This is a genomic window from Streptomyces sp. NPDC029151, from assembly GCF_055564315.1.
Window position 1 is genome coordinate 526,909 of the sequence record NZ_JBVHWQ010000003.1, and the last position, 16,327, is coordinate 543,235.

Annotated in this window: 13 protein-coding genes and 1 pseudogene; 8 read left to right on the plus strand and 6 right to left on the minus strand. The window is 72.4% G+C overall.

From position 1 onward, the window contains the following. Positions 1–39 precede the first annotated feature (39 nt). The gene (locus ACZ4VF_RS15355; protein ID WP_467926273.1) at positions 40–1,932 is read left to right on the plus strand and encodes an N-acetylmuramoyl-L-alanine amidase; all 1,893 of its coding nucleotides are present in this window, start codon (positions 40–42) and stop codon (positions 1,930–1,932) included. 294 nt (positions 1,933–2,226) lie between these two features. Here ACZ4VF_RS15355 and ACZ4VF_RS15360 read toward each other — a convergent pair whose 3' ends face one another. Next, the gene (locus ACZ4VF_RS15360) at positions 2,227–2,967 is read right to left on the minus strand and encodes a L,D-transpeptidase family protein (protein WP_467926274.1); all 741 of its coding nucleotides are present in this window, start codon (positions 2,965–2,967) and stop codon (positions 2,227–2,229) included. 274 nt (positions 2,968–3,241) lie between these two features. On the opposite strand from ACZ4VF_RS15360, the gene ACZ4VF_RS15365 reads away from it, so the two are divergent. From ACZ4VF_RS15365 to ACZ4VF_RS15380, 4 genes are all read left to right on the plus strand, one after another. After that, positions 3,242–5,050, plus strand: coding sequence for an ABC transporter ATP-binding protein (locus tag ACZ4VF_RS15365; protein ID WP_467926276.1), 1,809 nt, complete (start codon positions 3,242–3,244; stop codon positions 5,048–5,050). Further along, positions 5,047–6,828, plus strand: coding sequence for an ABC transporter ATP-binding protein (locus ACZ4VF_RS15370; RefSeq protein ID WP_467926277.1), 1,782 nt, complete (start codon positions 5,047–5,049; stop codon positions 6,826–6,828). Before ACZ4VF_RS15365 ends, ACZ4VF_RS15370 begins: the two co-directional genes overlap by 4 nt. A 713-nt stretch (positions 6,829–7,541) precedes the next feature. Then, a complete protein-coding gene (locus ACZ4VF_RS15375; RefSeq protein WP_467926278.1) occupies positions 7,542–8,012 on the plus strand; it encodes a DUF5709 domain-containing protein in 471 nt (156 codons plus the stop codon). Between the two features lie 51 nt (positions 8,013–8,063). Further along, positions 8,064–8,327, plus strand: coding sequence for a type B 50S ribosomal protein L31 (locus ACZ4VF_RS15380; RefSeq protein WP_467926280.1), 264 nt, complete (start codon positions 8,064–8,066; stop codon positions 8,325–8,327). Positions 8,328–8,341: 14 nt separating this feature from the next. Here the strand turns inward: ACZ4VF_RS15380 and ACZ4VF_RS15385 are convergent, their stop codons facing one another. Next, positions 8,342–9,136 carry a metal-dependent hydrolase gene (locus ACZ4VF_RS15385; protein ID WP_467926281.1) on the minus strand — a complete coding sequence of 265 codons (795 nt, stop codon included), beginning with the start codon at positions 9,134–9,136 and terminating at the stop codon, positions 8,342–8,344. Between the two features lie 145 nt (positions 9,137–9,281). Here ACZ4VF_RS15385 and ACZ4VF_RS15390 point away from each other — a divergent pair, with 145 nt between their 5' ends. Together ACZ4VF_RS15390 and ACZ4VF_RS15395 are read left to right on the plus strand one after the other, a co-directional pair. Next, entirely contained in the window at positions 9,282–11,795 is a 2,514-nt protein-coding gene (locus ACZ4VF_RS15390) for a DEAD/DEAH box helicase (protein ID WP_467926282.1), read from the plus strand. Between the two features lie 40 nt (positions 11,796–11,835). Beyond that, complete coding sequence (locus ACZ4VF_RS15395; protein ID WP_467926284.1) at positions 11,836–12,702, plus strand: acyl-CoA thioesterase; 867 nt, start codon at positions 11,836–11,838, stop codon at positions 12,700–12,702. Between the two features lie 528 nt (positions 12,703–13,230). On the opposite strand, the pseudogene ACZ4VF_RS15400 reads toward ACZ4VF_RS15395, so the two are convergent. Both ACZ4VF_RS15400 and ACZ4VF_RS15405 read right to left on the minus strand, forming a co-directional pair. Next, positions 13,231–14,079: pseudogene (locus ACZ4VF_RS15400) on the minus strand (DUF6397 family protein); the annotation flags it as partial. Positions 14,080–14,204: 125 nt separating this feature from the next. After that, a complete protein-coding gene (locus tag ACZ4VF_RS15405) occupies positions 14,205–14,621 on the minus strand; it encodes a roadblock/LC7 domain-containing protein (protein ID WP_467926285.1) in 417 nt (138 codons plus the stop codon). A 91-nt stretch (positions 14,622–14,712) separates the two neighbouring features. On the opposite strand from ACZ4VF_RS15405, the gene ACZ4VF_RS15410 reads away from it, so the two are divergent. Further along, complete coding sequence (locus ACZ4VF_RS15410) at positions 14,713–15,141, plus strand: PPOX class F420-dependent oxidoreductase (protein WP_467926286.1); 429 nt, start codon at positions 14,713–14,715, stop codon at positions 15,139–15,141. Positions 15,142–15,150: 9 nt separating this feature from the next. Here the strand turns inward: ACZ4VF_RS15410 and ACZ4VF_RS15415 are convergent, their stop codons facing one another. Next, positions 15,151–15,753 (minus strand): GTP-binding protein, encoded by a 603-nt coding sequence (locus ACZ4VF_RS15415; RefSeq protein WP_467926287.1) that lies wholly within the window; start codon positions 15,751–15,753, stop codon positions 15,151–15,153. A gap of 158 nt (positions 15,754–15,911) precedes the next feature. Continuing rightward, positions 15,912–16,325, minus strand: a complete 414-nt coding sequence (locus tag ACZ4VF_RS15420) for a DUF742 domain-containing protein (protein ID WP_467926583.1) — start codon at positions 16,323–16,325, stop codon at positions 15,912–15,914. Positions 16,326–16,327 lie beyond the last annotated feature (2 nt).

Below are 16,327 nucleotides of genomic sequence, written 5' to 3' on the forward strand. Positions count from 1 at the left end.
GCGGGGGCGGCGCTCCTGCCGCCACTGCTGATCCTCCCGATGTCCGGCGCCGACGAGGCGGCGGACCGGCGTCTGCAGGACGCCTTCACGGACGCCGCGCGCGAGTTCCACGTGCCGCGCAGTGTCCTCATGAGCGTCTCCTACATGCAGTCACGCTGGGACACCCACCCGGGCGCGCCCAGCGTCTCGGGCGGCTTCGGGCCGATGCACCTGGTGGACACCGACCGCGTCAAGGCCGCGGCGCCGCCGTCCGCCCCGCGGCCACCGCTCGGCGCCCAGGACCGGCCGCTCACGGGCGCGGCGGGAGGCTCCGCCACCGCGGACCCCCCGGCCCGCCGCGCCGCACAGCCCGCGGACCTGCAGCACGCGGCACACCTGATCGAGGTTCCGGCCGGACGTCTGCGCACGGACGCCGTCGCCAACGTACGCGGCGGAGCGGCGATCCTGGCGGAGACGCAACGACGGCTCGGCAAGCCCCTCAGCGCCGATCCGGCGGACTGGTGGGAGGCGGTGGCACGCTTCCCGGGCACCCGTGACGTCACGTCAGCCGCCTCGTACGCCGACGACGTCTTCGCCCTGATCCGCCGGGGAGCGCACCGCACCACCGCGGAGGGACAGGACGTCGCCCTGCCCCCGAGCCCCCGGGTGCGGCCGCACCCCCGTACCGCCGGCCAGCCGAACCCGCAGCGGTCCAAACAGGCGGAGTGCCCCGCGGAACTGGCCTGTGACTGGCTCGGCGCGCCGTACGAGGAGATCGACGACAGCTCCTACGGCAACCACGACCTCGCCGACCGCCCCAGGGACCAGCCGATCGAGTACATCGTCATCCACGACACCGAGGCGGACCTGCAGAGCATGTTCCAGACGGTGCAGGATCCGACGGAGTCGTCGTGGCACTACTCGATCCGCTCCAGCGACGGCCACGTCACCCAGCACGTCAAGACCAAGGACGAGGCCTGGCACTCGGGCAGCCAGTTCGTGAACGCCCGCTCGATCGGCATCGAGCACGAGGGGTTCCTCACCCACCCGGGGACCTGGTACACGGAACAGATGTACCGGGCCTCGGCACGCCTGGTGAAGTACCTGGCGAAGAAGTACTCCATCCCGCTCGACCGCCAGCACATCTTCGGCCACGACAACGTGCCGGCTCCGACCGCCGACACCATCCCCGACATGCACGACGATCCCGGCCCCTTCTGGGACTGGCGGCACTATTTCGACCTCCTCGGCGCGCCGCTGCGCGCGACGGCGGGACCCGACAGCGACATGGTGACCATCCTGCCGGACTACCCCACGCACAAACCGTCGTTCACGGGCTGCACCGGCAGTGGTTCACCGTGTCGGCCGCACGGCTCCAGCGCCGTCCGGCTGTACACCGAACCGGACGAGAAGGCCCCGCTGATCCAGGACCCCGGTCGCAAGCCGGACGGCGACGACTCCACCCAGGACGTCAACGACCTGGGCTCCCGCGTCTCCACCGGGCAGACCTTCGCCGTCGCGGACCGCAGCGGCGACTGGACGGCGATCTGGTTCCAGGGGCGGAAGGCCTGGTTCAAGAACCCCCGGAACAAGCCGACGGCCGTCGGTGCGGCCGGACGCATGGTCACGCCGAAGGAGGGCCTGGACGAGATCCCCGTGTACGGGCGTGCCCTTCCGGAGGAGGAGGCCTTCCCGGACGACGTGGACGAGCCGGCCGAGTCGCCGCTGCCCTACGGCTTCCTGGCGGGCCAGCGGTACGTGACCCAGGCCGGCGTCGGCAGCTCCTACACCGCCAAGTCCTTCAGCGACACGCCCAATCCGGTGGTGTGGGGCCGGGAGCGGTACTACGAGATCCAGTTCGGCCACCGGCTCGCGTACGTCCGGGCCAGCGACGTGGACGTGGTCGGCTCGTCCACCACCGCGGGGGCGCAGGGCCTCCAGACCGGGAGGTGACCTCTTCGGAACGCCGGGACACCGTGGGGGGAGCCGGCCCCTCCGCGGACCGGCGGGACACCGTGTGAGGAGCCGGGTCCTCCGCGGAACAGCGGGACACCGTGCCGGGCGGGCTGAGCGGTGACCGCGCGGGGACCGGGTGCTCGGAATCGGGGCGGCCGAGGGAAGACTCGACCGGGGCCGGGAGGGGGACCGGGAGCGGGGCCGGGGCCTGGAGCGGGGCAGCGGGGCGAGAGGTGTGCGCCCGGCGTCCTCGCTTCGCCTGGCCCCCGGGCTCGGTCCGTCCTCGCTCCGCTAGGCCCTCAGGCTCGGTCTGTCACCCATCACCACGACAGGGTCGCGCGCCGGGTCCAGCGTGCGCAGCAGGAACTCCATGGCTTCCCGGGAGACGCTGACACAGGCCGAGGTGCCGCTGCCGTGGTCCAGGTGCAACCAGATGCCACCCCCCTTCTCCGTACCCCAGGGGCGGGTGGCGTCGCGCGGCGGGGTGCCCTTGACGCGGTTGTAGTCGATGGCGATGACGTAGTCGAAGTCGTGCTGGTGCGCCTCGTCCCACTCGGCCGGCGGCGCGTAGGCGCCCTCGTTCCGGTCGTAGGGCAGCCGGGTGCCCGGGTCGGCGAGCACGCCGCCGGCGTCGGTGAGGGTGAACACGCCGACCGGGCTGCGCGCGTCGCCCTCGTGGTGGTGCGCGGTCCATCCTCGGCGCCCGTTGTGGGCGGGCCAAGTCGCCCTTGCCCGCCAGTGCGCGCCCTGGCGGACGTACAGCACGACCCGGGAGTCGGCCGAGTCCCGGCCCTCGCCGTACACGGCGACGACCTGGCGGGAGCCGGCGGGTATCCGCCGGTACAAACGGTCGCCGACGCCCGGGATGCGGGTCGGGTCGGTCGTGGCGGCGGACGGCGCGGTCCCGGTCCCCTCGGCACCGCGCGCGCCGTGAGCGGGAGCGGTGGTGCCGCAGGCGGAGAGCGTCGTCAGGAGGGCACCGAGGGCCGCCACCACGGCGACCGTCCGGCGCCGCACACTGTCGATCTGCACACCTCCATGCTGCCACCACCGAACCGGCTGATGGGGTGAATGTTCGGGCAATCACCGTGTCGAGTGGCGTGGTTGTCCAGGATTGACGGGCGGGGTGGGAGGCGGGACGGGCCGGAGGGGCGGGGCCTTGGCCGGAAGTCGGCTGATTTCGGGGACCGTCGAGGAAAACCGTTTGAAATTCACCACTCCGCGACGCGAACCTTTCACGGCTTGTTGCCGCTCACCGCGGCCTCCCGGCCTTTCCCCGCCCCTGTGACACGAGCCATGGGACGTCATGCAGATACAAGATCTTCCGTATCCCGATCCGGGCGTGCCCGACGTGCGTTCGGGTCCCCGATTCCTGTGGTGGCTCTGGCGCAATCAGCTGGGCGGACAGCTGAAGTCGCTCGCCTGGGGCCTGCTGCACTTCGTGTCCGTCTCCGCGCTGCCCTTCTGCGTCGGTCTCGCCGTGCAGGCGGCCGTCGACCGCTCCGGCGGCCGGCTCGCCCTGACGGGTGGCCTGTTGCTGGTCTGCGGTACGGGGACCGCGCTCGGCGACACCTTCCTGCACCGGGCCGCCATCACCAACTGGATCACCGCCGCCGCCCGCGTCCAGCAACTGCTGGCCCGCAAGGCCGCCCACCTCGGCTCCGCACTGACCCGACGGGTGGCGGCCGGTGAGGTGGTGGCCGTCTCCACCGGTGACGTGGAGAAGATCGGCTGGTTCGTCGAGGCCGTCTCCCGTTTCACGGCCGCCGCCCTGACCGTCGTGGTCGTCTGCGTCGGGCTGCTCGTGTACCAGCCAGCGCTCGGCGTGATCGTCGCCTTGGGCCTGCCTGTCGTGGCCCTCGCGGTCCTGCCGCTGCTGCCCCGGGCGACGCGCCGCGCCGACGTGCAGCGCGAGAAGGCGGGCCGGGCCACCGAGCTGGCCTCCGACACCGTCGCCGGACTGCGGGTGCTGCGCGGCATCGGGGGCGAGGAACTCTTCCTGGACCGCTACCGCCAGGCCTCGCAGGAGGTACGGCACGCCGCCGTGCGCAGCGCGCGCATGTGGTCGCTGATCTCCGCCGTGCAGGTGCTGCTCCCCGGACTGCTGCTGATCGCCGTCGTCTGGCACGGCATCGACCTGGCCCGCCAGGGCCGGATCACGGTCGGTGAACTCGTCACCGTCTACAGCGCGGTCATGGTCCTCAACTACCCGCTGCGGCACTTCGAGGAGATCGCCATGGCGTACTCCTTCTCCCGTCCCTCGGCCAAGCGCGCCGCACGGGTGCTGTCGCTGGAACGGTCCACCGCCACCGACGGCACCCGCGAGGCCGACGCCCCGGCCGGCGACCTGTACGACCCCGCGACCGGTCTACTCGCTCCCGCCGGCCGGCTCACCGCCGTGGTGTGCGGCGACCCGGACGCGGCGGGCAGGCTCGCCGAACGCCTGGGCGGCCACCCCGCGGAGCCGGACCGGTCGGTGCTCCTCGGCGGAGTCCCCCTGGACGAACTCCCCCTCGACACCGCCCGCACCGCCGTCCTCGTCCAGGACAAGGACCCGGTGCTGCTGTCCGGCACACTGCGCGATCTGCTCGACGTGCCCGCCTCCGGAGCCGTGCGGCCCGCGGACGCGCTGGCGGCGGCCCAGTGCGAGGACGTACTGGACGCCCTCGTGCAGGGTTCGCTGGACGCCGCCGACCCGATGGACGCCCGCATCACCGAACGCGGGCGGTCCCTGTCCGGCGGCCAGCGCCAGCGGCTCGCCCTGGCCAGGTCGCTGATCACCGATCCGGAGGTGCTGGTGCTGGACGAGCCCACCTCCGCCGTCGACTCGCACACCGAGGCCCGGATCGCGGAGGGGCTGCGCCGGCTGCGGTCGGGGCGGACAACCGTGGTGTTCACCTCCTCTCCCCTGCTGCTCGACCGCGCGGACCAGGTGGCGCTGGTGCACGAGGGCGAGGTCGTGGCGGTCGGCGCGCACCGCGAACTGGCCGACGGCGAGCCGCGGTACCGGGCCGTGGTGACCCGGGAGACAGACGAGGAGCTGGCCGCGGCCGACGAGGGTCTGCTGCTGGACGCGCTCCACCCGGAGCTGGAAGAGATCGAGGAGAGCGCATGATCGGCGTTGCGCCGCCGGCGTACGACCCGGCGGCCCCGACGACCGCCACCACCCTGCCCGTCGGCTCCCCCGCGACCGTACGCGCCTACGTCGCCGAGCTGTTCCGGCGGCACCGGCGGGCCTTCCTGCTGCTCGTCACCGTCAACACGGTGGCCGTGGTCGCCTCCATGGTGGGCCCGTACCTGCTCGGCGGCCTGGTCGAACGGGTGACGGACGAGGCCCGGGAACTCCACCTGGGCCTGACCGCCGGGCTGTTCGTGCTCGCGCTGGCCGTACAGGCCGTCTTCGTACGGCAGGTGCGGCTGCGGGGCGCGATGCTCGGCGAGCGGATGCTGGCCGACCTGCGCGAGGACTTCCTCGTGCGGTCCGTCGGGCTGCCGCCGGGCGTGCTGGAGCGGGCGGGCACCGGCGACCTGCTGTCCCGCATCACCACCGACATCGACCGCCTGGCCAACGCCATGCGGGAGGCCGTGCCGCAGCTGGCCATCGGTGTGGTGTGGGCCCTGCTGCTGCTCGGCGGACTGGTCGTGACGGCGCCGCCGCTGGCCGCCGCCGTGCTGCTCGCCGTCCCGGTCCTGGTGATCGGCTGCCGCTGGTACTTCAGGCGGGCGCCGTCCGGCTACCGCTCGGAGGCCGCCGGCTACGCCGCCGTCGCCGCCGCGCTCGCCGAGACCGTGGACGCGGGCCACACCATCGAGGCACACCGCCTCGGCGCCCGCCGCGTGGCCCTGTCGGAGCGACGGATCGCGCAGTGGGTCGCGTGGGAGCGGTACACCCTGTGGCTGCGCTCCGTGCTCTTCCCGGTCATCAGCGCCGTCCACCTCCTCGTGCTCGGCTCGGTCCTGATGGTCGGCGGTGTCCTCGTCCTCCACGGCTGGCTCGGAGTGGGCCAGCTGACCACCGGTGCGCTCATCGCGCAGATGCTGGTCGATCCGGTGAACCTGATCCTGCGTTGGTACGACGAGGTGCAGGTCGCCCAGGTGTCGCTGGGCCGCCTGGTCGGTGTGCGGGACATCGAGCCGGACGCCGGGGACGCCTCGCTCGCTCCCGACGGGCGGGACGTGCACGCCGACCGGGTGCACTTCGGTTACCGCGAGGGCGTCGACGTGCTGCGCAAGGTCTCCCTGGAGGTCGCACCGGGCACCCGGCTCGCCCTGGTCGGCCCGTCCGGCGCGGGCAAGTCCACCCTGGGCCGGCTGCTCGCCGGGATCTACGCGCCCCGGGACGGCCGGATCACCCTGGGCGGGGCGGAGCTGTCCCGGATGCCCGCGGAGCGCGTCCGCACGCACGTCGCCCTCGTCAACCAGGAGCACCACGTCTTCGTGGGCTCCCTGCGCGACAACCTCCGGCTCGCTCGCGCCGCCGCCCCGGACGCCGAGCTGTGGGCCGCTCTGGGCGCGGTCGACGCGGACGGGTGGGCGCGGGCACTGGACGACGGCCTGGACACCGAGGTGGGCTCCGGCGGCCTGGCGCTGACCCCGGCGCAGGCGCAGCAGATCGCGCTGGCCCGGCTGGTGCTGGCCGATCCGCACACGCTGGTGCTGGACGAGGCGACGTCGCTGCTCGACCCGCGCGCGGCCCGCCACCTGGAACGCTCCCTGGCACGCGTCCTCGACGGCCGCACCGTGGTCGCCATCGCCCACCGTCTGCACACCGCCCATGACGCCGACGTGATCGCCGTCGTGGAGAACGGCCGGATCAGCGAGCTGGGCAGCCATGAGGAGCTGGTCGCAGCGGGGGGCGCGTACGCGGCACTGTGGCGGTCCTGGCACGGGTGACGGCGCTCGGGTGAGCCGGGGAGTGCCGTGACTGCGGCGGGGTGGCGCGGGACCTGCCGTGGAGGCGGGCGCCGGTGCTGCGGGGGGCCGCGGGCCGGGGCTGGGTCGGGGTGGTGCCGTGGCAGGGAAGCCGGGGCCTGCGCTGCCTCGGCCGGCAGGCTGCACCATCTGGGTCCGGACGCCGGTGCCGACGAGGGCAGGTCACCGGGTGCCTCCGGGGCCGCGCCGGAACCCGCGGGCGGATGCCGGTGCCGGCCGGACTGGGGCCTGCACCGGGGCGAGGGACTGCTTGGCTGTGACTGGTCCAGCAGGACGGAGGGCCGGCTGCACCGGGACCCACGGACGGCTGCCGGTGCCGGGCCGGACTGGAGCCTGCACGGGCCGAGGGACTGCTTGACTCTGGCCGGTCCAGCAGGACGGAGGGCCGGCTGCACCGGAACCCACGGACGACTGCCGGCGCCGGGCCGGACTGGAGCCTGCACCGGGGCGAGGGACTGCTTGGCTGTGACTGGTGCAGCAGACCGGGGGGCCTGCCGCGCCGGAACCCGTGGCGTTGCGCGGTGGCGAGCTGGGGTGGAAGGCTGGAGAGCGGCACCAGCTCGGGGTGCCGCCGGGAGCCGGCGGTTCCAGGCGAGTGCCCCGGTGCCCTGGGTGCCGACGGCCCGCCGTCCGCTGGGGCGGTACCCGGCCGTCCTCACCACCTGGAGGTAGTCGTGGACAGCGCCGACGGTTGGGGGGACGACGTCTACCAGCCCGATCCCTCGGAGATCCGGGAGGACTCGGGGGTGCTCGACGTCGAGGACACACTGGACTTCGACGGCATCGCCGACCCCCTCGACCGCGGCTGGTCCCCTCCCGAGCGGCCCTGGGCGGTCGAACACACCGGTGTGACGGCGGCCGAACGCCGGGCGGGCGAGACCCTCGACCAGCGGCTCGCCGAGGAGCTGCCGGACCTCGACGCGCCAGACGGCGATGGCATCGGCGACTGTGAGGGCACGGACGGGGAACCCCTCGACAACGAGGTCGGGCACTTCCGCTCCGGCCGGCTGGTGGCCCCCGACGAAGGCACGCACGAGGACGACGAGGCCGCCCTCGTGGCCACCGACGTCGGCATCGACGGTGCCGCCGCCTCCGCCGAGGAGGCAGCGATGCACATCGTCGACGAGGACTCCCTCCCCGGCTGAGCCGGACCGAGCGGATCCGCCCGTCCCGACCGCCCAGAACAAGGAGCCGCGATGCAGCAGGACAAGCACCCCGACTACCACGCCGTGGTCTTCCGCGACCGCGCCGCCGGCTACGCGTTCCTCACCCGTTCCACCGCGCAGAGCGAGCAGACCATCGAGTGGGACGACGGGGAAACCTACCCGGTGATCGACGTGGAGATCTCCTCGGAGAGCCACCCCTTCTACACGGGCAAGGCCCGCACGGTCGACACCGAGGGCCGCATCGCCCGCTTCGAGCGCCGGTACGGCGCCGGGGACGCGGGCGAGGCCACCTGATCCCGCGGTGTTCCTCAGATCACGTTGAGCGCCGCGGCGCAGCCCACTCCCCCGAGCAGCATGAACACCGGCATCAGCACCTTCAGCTCGACCCAGCTGCCCGCCCGGAACCGCATCGCCTTCGGCGGCCCCAGCGGATACCAGCGCTTGCGGCCCACCGGGATCGGCCACAGGATCGGGCAGCCGGACACGGTCAACGCGTCCCCGATGTCGTGCACCAGCGCGCCCAGCACGATCGGCAGCCCGAGCCACACGTACTCCTGCCCCGGCGCGGTGAACAGCCAGTCCGAACCGTTGCCCGGCTTGTCCAGCACCCCCGCGAGGATCCAGGCGCTGGTCGCCGCCAGCAGCCAGACCAGGACATCGCTGCTGGAACCCCGCGCCGCCCGCCACAGCAGGCCTTCGATCGCGAGCACCATGTGCACGAAAAGGATCGCCAGCACGGCCCAGCGGCCCCCGGTGATCGCCGCGGCGGAACAGCCGGCGCCGATCAGGACCGCCCATACCCAGGTGTGCGTCAGCGTGCGGTGGCCACCGGAGCGGCGCGGGTCGCCCTGCTTCCTGGTCGCCTTGTAGACGGCGTAGGACAGCTTGTCCACGATCTCGCAGATCCAGCGGGAGACCGGCCCGAAGGCCCGGGAGATGGTGGCGGCCTTGTGGTCGAGGTCCGGGGCGAGCGCGGCGCCGGCGCAGATCAGCGCACCGGAGAGGAGGACCGGCCAGGGCATCGGGTGCCCGGCCGCCGCGGCGGCGGCTCCGACGCCGAGCCAGGCCGCGGCCCCGGACAGTGAGTGTGCTGGTCCCATCATGGCCGCTTTCCGCCCCATTCCTCGTGTGCCGCTGTCCAGTTGACCCGGTGCGCTGACGCTGCGTCGGCGACACAGCGTAGCGGTCGTGATCTTCGTACCCGCAGCCGATTCCCCGCTCGGGCCGAAGGCCAGGCAAGATGGGGGCGTGACCCTCATCGATCAGCTGCCGCCGACCGCCGACCCCGACGCCCTGTACGAGGCCTTCGAGTCCTGGGCGCAGGAGCGCGGCCTCACCCTCTATCCGCACCAGGAGGAGGCGCTGATCGAGGTGGTCTCGGGGGCGAACGTGATCGTCTCGACGCCCACCGGCTCCGGCAAGAGCATGATCGCCGCGGGGGCGCACTTCGCCGCGCTGGCCCGGGACGAGGTCACCTTCTACACGGCGCCGATCAAGGCCCTGGTGTCGGAGAAGTTCTTCGAGCTGTGCAAGCTCTTCGGCACCGAGAACGTCGGCATGCTCACCGGTGACGCCTCCGTGAACGCCGACGCGCCGGTGATCTGCTGCACCGCCGAGGTGCTGGCCTCCATCGCGCTGCGCGACGGCAAGAACGCGGACGTGGGCCAGGTCGTCATGGACGAGTTCCACTTCTACGCCGAGGGCGACCGCGGGTGGGCCTGGCAGATCCCGTTGCTGGAGCTGCCGCAGGCGCAGTTCATCCTGATGTCGGCCACTCTGGGCGATGTGTCCTTCTTCGAGAAGGACCTCACCCGCCGCACCGGCCGCCCCACCTCGGTGGTCCGCTCGGCGACCCGCCCGGTGCCCCTCTCCTACGAGTACAAGCTGACCCCGCTCACCGAGACGCTCACCGAGCTGCTGGAGACCAAGCAGGCCCCGGTGTACATCGTGCACTTCACGCAGGCGCAGGCCGTGGAGCGGGCGCAGGCGCTGATGAGCATCAACATGTGCACCCGCGAGGAGAAGGACCAGATCGCCGAGCTGATCGGCAACTTCCGCTTCACCACCAAGTTCGGCCGGAACCTCTCCCGCTACGTCCGGCACGGCATCGGCGTGCACCACGCCGGCATGCTGCCCAAGTACCGGCGGCTGGTGGAGAAGCTCGCCCAGGCCGGTCTGCTGAAGGTCATCTGCGGCACGGACACGCTCGGCGTGGGCGTCAACGTGCCCATTCGCACGGTGCTGTTCACGGCGCTCACCAAGTACGACGGCAGCCGGGTGCGCACCCTGCGGGCCCGGGAGTTCCACCAGATCGCGGGCCGGGCCGGCCGGGCCGGTTTCGACACCGCGGGACTCGTGGTCGCGCAGGCGCCGGAGCACGTCATCGAGAACGAGAAGGCACTGGCGAAGGCCGGTGACGACCCCAAGAAGCGGCGCAAGGTGGTCCGCAAGAAGGCGCCGGAGGGCTTCGTCGGCTGGACGGAGAACACCTTCCAGAAGCTGATCGAGTCGGAGCCGGAGCCGCTGACCTCGCGGTTCCGGGTGACGCACACGATGCTGCTGTCGGTGATCGCCCGCCCGGGCAACGCGTTCGAGGCGATGCGCCACCTCTTGGAGGACAACCACGAGCCGCGCAGGCAGCAGCTGAGGCACATCCGCCGGGCGATCGCGATCTACCGTTCCCTGCTGGACGGCGGGATCGTCGAGAAGCTCGACAAGCCGGACGCCGAGGGCCGCATCGTCCGGCTGACGGTCGACCTCCAGCAGGACTTCGCGCTGAACCAGCCGCTGTCCACGTTCGCCCTCGCCTCGTTCGAACTCCTCGATCCCGAGTCGCCGTCCTACGCCCTCGACATGGTCTCCGTGGTCGAGTCCACCCTGGACGACCCGCGGCAGATCCTCGTCGCCCAGCAGAACAAGGCGCGCGGCGAGGCCGTTGCCGCGATGAAGGCGGACGGCGTCGAGTACGAGGAGCGCATGGAGCGCCTCCAGGACATCACATACCCGAAGCCGCTGGAAGAGCTGCTCTTCCACGCGTACAACACCTACCGCAAGAGCCACCCGTGGGTCGGCGACCACCCGCTGTCGCCGAAGTCGGTGATCCGGGACATGTACGAGCGGGCGCTGTCCTTCACGGAACTGGTGTCCTTCTACGAGCTCGCCCGCACCGAGGGCATCGTGCTGCGCTACCTCGCCAGCGCCTACAAGACGCTGGACCACACCATCCCGGACGACCTGAAGTCCGAGGACCTGCAGGACCTGATCGAGTGGCTGGGCGAGATGGTGCGCCAGGTGGACTCCAGCCTGCTGGACGAGTGGGAGCAGCTCGCCAACCCGGAGGAGATGACCGCCGAGGAGGCCCAGGAGAAGGCCGACGAGGTCAAGCCGGTCACCACCAACGCCCGCGCCTTCCGCGTCCTGGTCCGCAACGCCATGTTCCGCCGCGTGGAGCTGGCCGCCCTGGACCAGGTCGAGGAGCTGGGCGAGCTGGACGCCGAGGCCGGCTGGGACGCCGAGGCCTGGGGCGAGGCGATGGACAAGTACTGGGACGAGTACGACGATCTCGGCACCGGTCCCGACGCCCGCGGCCCGAAGCTGCTCGTCATCAAGCAGGAACCGGAGAACGGCCTCTGGCGGGTCCGCCAGATCTTCGACGACCCGAACGGCGACCACGACTGGGGCATCAGCGCGGAGATCGACCTCGCGGCCTCCGACGCCGAGGGCCGCGCGGTCGTCCGTGTGACCGACGTGGGCCAGCTGTGAGCCGTTCGCGACCCGTGGTGAGCCGAGGAGAATCCCGCCGATGACGAATCCGGCCGAGAGACTGGTCGACCTGCTCGACCTGGAGCAGATCGAGGTCAACATCTTCCGTGGCCGCAGCCCGCAGGAGTCCCTGCAGCGGGTCTTCGGCGGCCAGGTGGCCGGCCAGGCGCTGGTCGCGGCCGGCCGCACCACGGAAGGTGAGCGCCCGGTGCACTCACTGCACGCGTACTTCCTGCGCCCGGGCCGGCCGGGCGTGCCGATCGTGTACCAGGTCGAACGGGTCCGTGACGGACGCTCCTTCACGACGCGCCGGGTCACGGCGGTGCAGCAGGGCCGCACGATCTTCAATCTGACCGCCTCCTTTCACAAGCCTGAGGAAGGACCGTTCGAGCACCAGCTGCCGCCGGCCCGCGAGGTGCCGGACCCCGAGTCGCTGCCGACGGTCACGGAGGAGATCCGCAAGCATCTCGGGGCGCTTCCGGAGCAGCTGGAGCGGATGGCGCGCCGCCAGCCGTTCGACATCCGGTACGTCGACCGGCTGCGCTGGGACGCCGAGGACATCGACGGCGCCGAGCCGCGCAGCGCCGTGTGGATGCGCGCGGTCGGACCGCTCGGTGACGACCCGCTGGTACACACCTGCGCGCTGACCTACGCCAGTGACATGACCCTCCTGGACGCGGTGCGCATCCCGGTGGAACCGCTGTGGGGACCGCGGAGCTTCGACATGGCCTCCCTGGACCACGCCATGTGGTTCCACCGGCCGTTCCGCGCGGATGAGTGGTTCCTGTACGACCAGGAGTCGCCGATCGCCACGGGCGGGCGCGGGCTGGCCCGCGGGCGCATCTACGACCTGCAGGGGTGGCTGCTCGTCTCGGTCGTCCAGGAAGGCCTGTTCAGGGCCCTGTAGTGCCCTCGGCCGCCGACCGCGGCCGGGAGCGGGGGCTCAGGCCCCCCTCGGCCCTGCCGAGCGTGGGCTTCTGCGTCGCAGCCACGACCGCAGACCACGGGACGCGCGCGGTGGAGCGGGCTGTGCCGGATCGTGCTGCCGGGGGGCGGGGCGCGTCGCCGGTCGCGTCACGGCGCCGGGGCGCCGCGAGCGCGGCCGCGAATGCCGCAGCGCCCATCCGGGGTGCCTGCCAGGCGACTCCGCGGTCCGCATCTCAGGCTGCGGGAGCGGGGCCGTGGATTCCCCGGACGGTGTCGGCAGTCCCAGGAGCGGGGTCGTCGGTTCCTGGGGACGTACCGGCGACCGCCGTCCCCGTGCCGGCACGTCGGCACCCCGCATCGGCCGCTCCGGGAGCCGGGGTGCCGACTCCAGCGGCGGTGCTTCCGGCCCCGCGGGCCGCGCGGCCGGCTCCGGGGACCATGCTGCCGGTTCCGGGGTCGCCCCGCCCGTGGGCCGGCCGGCCGGCGGTTCTTCCAGCAGCCCGGTGACCGTCCGTGCCATCGGCGGGACGGGCCGCGCCGGCGTCCGGATCGCCGACGGTACGCGGTGGGCGGGCGGACGCGGGGCGGCCGACTCCTCGCGGGCCTCCTCGACCGAGCGCGCCAGGTCGCTGCGCAGCCAACCGATCTCGTCCGCGTCCTGCGCCGTCATGATCTGCTCGGCAAGATGCGCGGCGGGGGAACCGGGAACGCCGCGCCCGGGAGGCGCGGGCCGGAACCGGTTCAGGTGGACGCGCTCGTACGGGTCCTTGACGATGCCGGCGACCTCGACGGGCGCGAGGAGGGCGGCCACGGCTCCGGCGCGGGCCCACGGATCCTCGGCCTGCCGCAGCAGGAATCCGAGATGGCGTCCGCGCCAGTTGCGGGCCCGTAGATCCACGCCCGCCTGCAGCTGACTCCGCAGGGTCTCGGGCGTACGCCCCTTGAGCAGGTGCGAGTTCTCCGCCGCGCCCGCGAACTGGCGCAGTTCTTCCGCCAGATAGAGCCAGACCACCGCCCGGTAGCGATTGAGGTAGAACATGACCGGCACGAGCAGGCCCAGGCGGGCGAGCCGGCTGAACCGGCCGGCCGGGATGGCCATCAGGGCGGCGCCCTCGGCCGTACCGACGACCTGGACCCGCTCGCGCAGGGATTCGGGGAAGCCGTCCTGGGCGCGGAGACGGTCGATCTCCGCGCGCTCCACGCGCCGGCCTCCTCCCCCGCCCTCGTCGGGCACGGTCCGGATGCGGCCGAGGTGCACGGCGAGGTCGAACTCGCTGCGCTTGAGTCCCAGTTCGCGAGCGGCACGGCTCGGCGTGCAGGTGCTGAGGCGGGATGGTCCGAAGGTGCCTGCCGACATGGTCGCACTCCCCCGTGGAGTCCGTGGCTCACGCCCTGTGCGTTCGCCGTGCACACACCGTAGCCGGTCCGTCGCCTCTCGTGGCAGCCTGTGGAAAACTCGACCGGAGCGGAAAAAGCCGCAGGTCAGACGTCGTCCGACAGACGACTCCGCTCGGGTTGCCTGACGTCGACACCGAGGTGTTCGCCGACCCGGTTGACGAGCAGCGTCATCTCGTAGGCGATCTGACCGATGTCGGTCTGCGCCCCGCTGAGCACGCACAGACAGCTGCCGGTGCCGGCCGCGGTCACGAACAGCACGGCGTCGTCGTACTCGATCATGGTCTGGCGCACCCGGCCGGCGCCGAAGTGGCGTCCGGAGCCCTTCGCCAGACTGTGCAGTCCGGACGCCACGGCGGCCAGATGCTCGGCGTCCTCCCGGCGTAGGCCCGTGCTCGCGGCGGTGACCAGCCCGTCGTTCGACAGGACCAGCGCGTGTCGCACGTGGTCCACCCGCTCGGTCAGGTCGTCCAGGAGCCAGCCGAGACCCTGGTTCTGCACCATCTCCGTCTCCCCGTGTGACGTCTCCCCCTGGCTGGAGGAACTCCCCGCCAGCCTTCCCCACGACCGGCGCGCGGGCAAGCAGGATGGGGCCATGGCAGAGAAGATGACCGATGAGGAATGGCGGGCGTTCGTCTCGGACGGCACCCGCACCGGCAAGCTGTGCACCGTCCGCGCCGACGGGAGCCCGCACGTGGCGCCGATCTGGTTCCTTCTGGACGGGGACGACCTGGTGTTCACCACCGGCAAGGAGACGGTGAAGGGGCGCAATCTGGCCCGGGACGGCCGGGTCGCGCTGTGCGTGGACGACGACCGTCCGCCGTTCCACTTCACCGTGCTGAACGGGCGCGCCCGACTGTCGGAGGACCTGGCCGACCTACGGTTGTGGGCGACCCGCATCGCCGCCCGGTACATGGGCGAGGAGCACGCCGAGGAGTACGGCGCCCGCAACGGCGTACCGGGTGAACTCCTCGTCCGTGTCAGCGTCGACCACGTGCTGGCCATGCGGGACGTCGCGGCCTGAGCGGCCGGCTCAGCCGACCGAGTCCCGGAGCCGGGCGGTGTGCATCCTTCCGGCGTACTCGACCAGCCGGATCAGTACCTCCTTGCCGGAGTCGCGGTCGCGGGCGTCGCACAACACCACGGGGGTGCCGTGGTCGAGGTCGAGTGCCCGCAAGACGTCGTGGGCGCCGTACCCGCGGGCTCCCGCGAAGCAGTTGACGGCCACCACGAACGGGATGCGCCGGTGCTCGAAGTAGTCCACTGCGGGGAAGCAGTCCTCCAGCCGTCGGGTGTCCGCGAGGACCACGGCACCGAGGGCTCCCTGGGCGAGTTCGTCCCACAGGAACCAGAAGCGGTCCTGTCCGGGGGTGCCGAAGAGGTAGAGCGACAGGCCCGAGCGGATCGTGATGCGGCCGAAGTCCATGGCCACGGTCGTGGTGACCTTCTGGTCCACGCCGTCGGTGTCGTCCACCGACTGGCCCGCTTCGCTGAGGAGTTCCTCGGTGCGCAGTGGCCGGATCTCGCTGACGGCTCCCACCAGGGTCGTCTTGCCCACGCCGAAACCACCGGCGACCAGTATCTTCAGCGCCAGGGCGGAGGAGTCGCCGGAGGCGTCGGAGTGCTCGGAGACCATGATCACTTCTCTCGGGAGGGCCGGTTGCGGCCGGCGTCCGCGTGCTCCGGAGTGACACCAAGAGCATGGCGACAGGGAGGCTCGTCGGGGCAGTTGGGCCGAAGTGCATCGCATGCGACCGGCTCGCGCACACTGGGTGTCGGTTTCCGAACGTTCATCTACAGCGCCCGCAATCCCGCGATGACCTCGCGCAGTATCCGCTCGTCCGGCAGGTGCGCCGGGGGCACGGGCCGGCTGATGGTGACGCAGCCGAGTTCCAGGAGGTCTCCGAGGAGCACCCTGACGACGCCGACCGGTAGGTCCGCGTCCGCGGCGAGTTCGGCGACGGACTGGGTCTCCGGGCGGCACAGGTCGACCAGGGTCCGGTGCTCGGGGCCGAGCGCGGTGTCGTCGTCCAGTGCCGGTGCGGCGGGGTCCAGGGTGACGAGCGCGATCAGGTCGAAGCGCACCCCCAAGGGCCCCGGCTGGGTGCGGCCACCGGTCATGGCGTACGGACGGACCAGTGGCCCGGCCTCGCCGTCGTACCACTGGCTGCCCGGCTCGCGGGGGCCTCCGGGCGGGTTCTCGTTCATCG

What these genes read in the sequence shown, in the direction of transcription:
- ACZ4VF_RS15415 (WP_467926287.1), bottom strand. Translation starts at nt 15,753, where the DNA reads ATGGTCTCCGAGCACTCCGACGCCTCCGGCGACTCCTCCGCCCTGGCG.
- ACZ4VF_RS15420 (WP_467926583.1), bottom strand. Translation starts at nt 16,325, where the DNA reads ATGAACGAGAACCCGCCCGGAGGCCCCCGCGAGCCGGGCAGCCAGTGG.
- ACZ4VF_RS15405 (WP_467926285.1), bottom strand. Translation starts at nt 14,621, where the DNA reads ATGGTGCAGAACCAGGGTCTCGGCTGGCTCCTGGACGACCTGACCGAG.
- ACZ4VF_RS15380 (WP_467926280.1), top strand. Translation starts at nt 8,064, where the DNA reads ATGCAGCAGGACAAGCACCCCGACTACCACGCCGTGGTCTTCCGCGAC.
- ACZ4VF_RS15385 (WP_467926281.1), bottom strand. Translation starts at nt 9,136, where the DNA reads ATGATGGGACCAGCACACTCACTGTCCGGGGCCGCGGCCTGGCTCGGC.
- ACZ4VF_RS15395 (WP_467926284.1), top strand. Translation starts at nt 11,836, where the DNA reads ATGACGAATCCGGCCGAGAGACTGGTCGACCTGCTCGACCTGGAGCAG.
- ACZ4VF_RS15365 (WP_467926276.1), top strand. Translation starts at nt 3,242, where the DNA reads ATGCAGATACAAGATCTTCCGTATCCCGATCCGGGCGTGCCCGACGTG.
- ACZ4VF_RS15410 (WP_467926286.1), top strand. Translation starts at nt 14,713, where the DNA reads ATGGCAGAGAAGATGACCGATGAGGAATGGCGGGCGTTCGTCTCGGAC.
- ACZ4VF_RS15355 (WP_467926273.1), top strand. Translation starts at nt 40, where the DNA reads ATGTCCGGCGCCGACGAGGCGGCGGACCGGCGTCTGCAGGACGCCTTC.
- ACZ4VF_RS15370 (WP_467926277.1), top strand. Translation starts at nt 5,047, where the DNA reads ATGATCGGCGTTGCGCCGCCGGCGTACGACCCGGCGGCCCCGACGACC.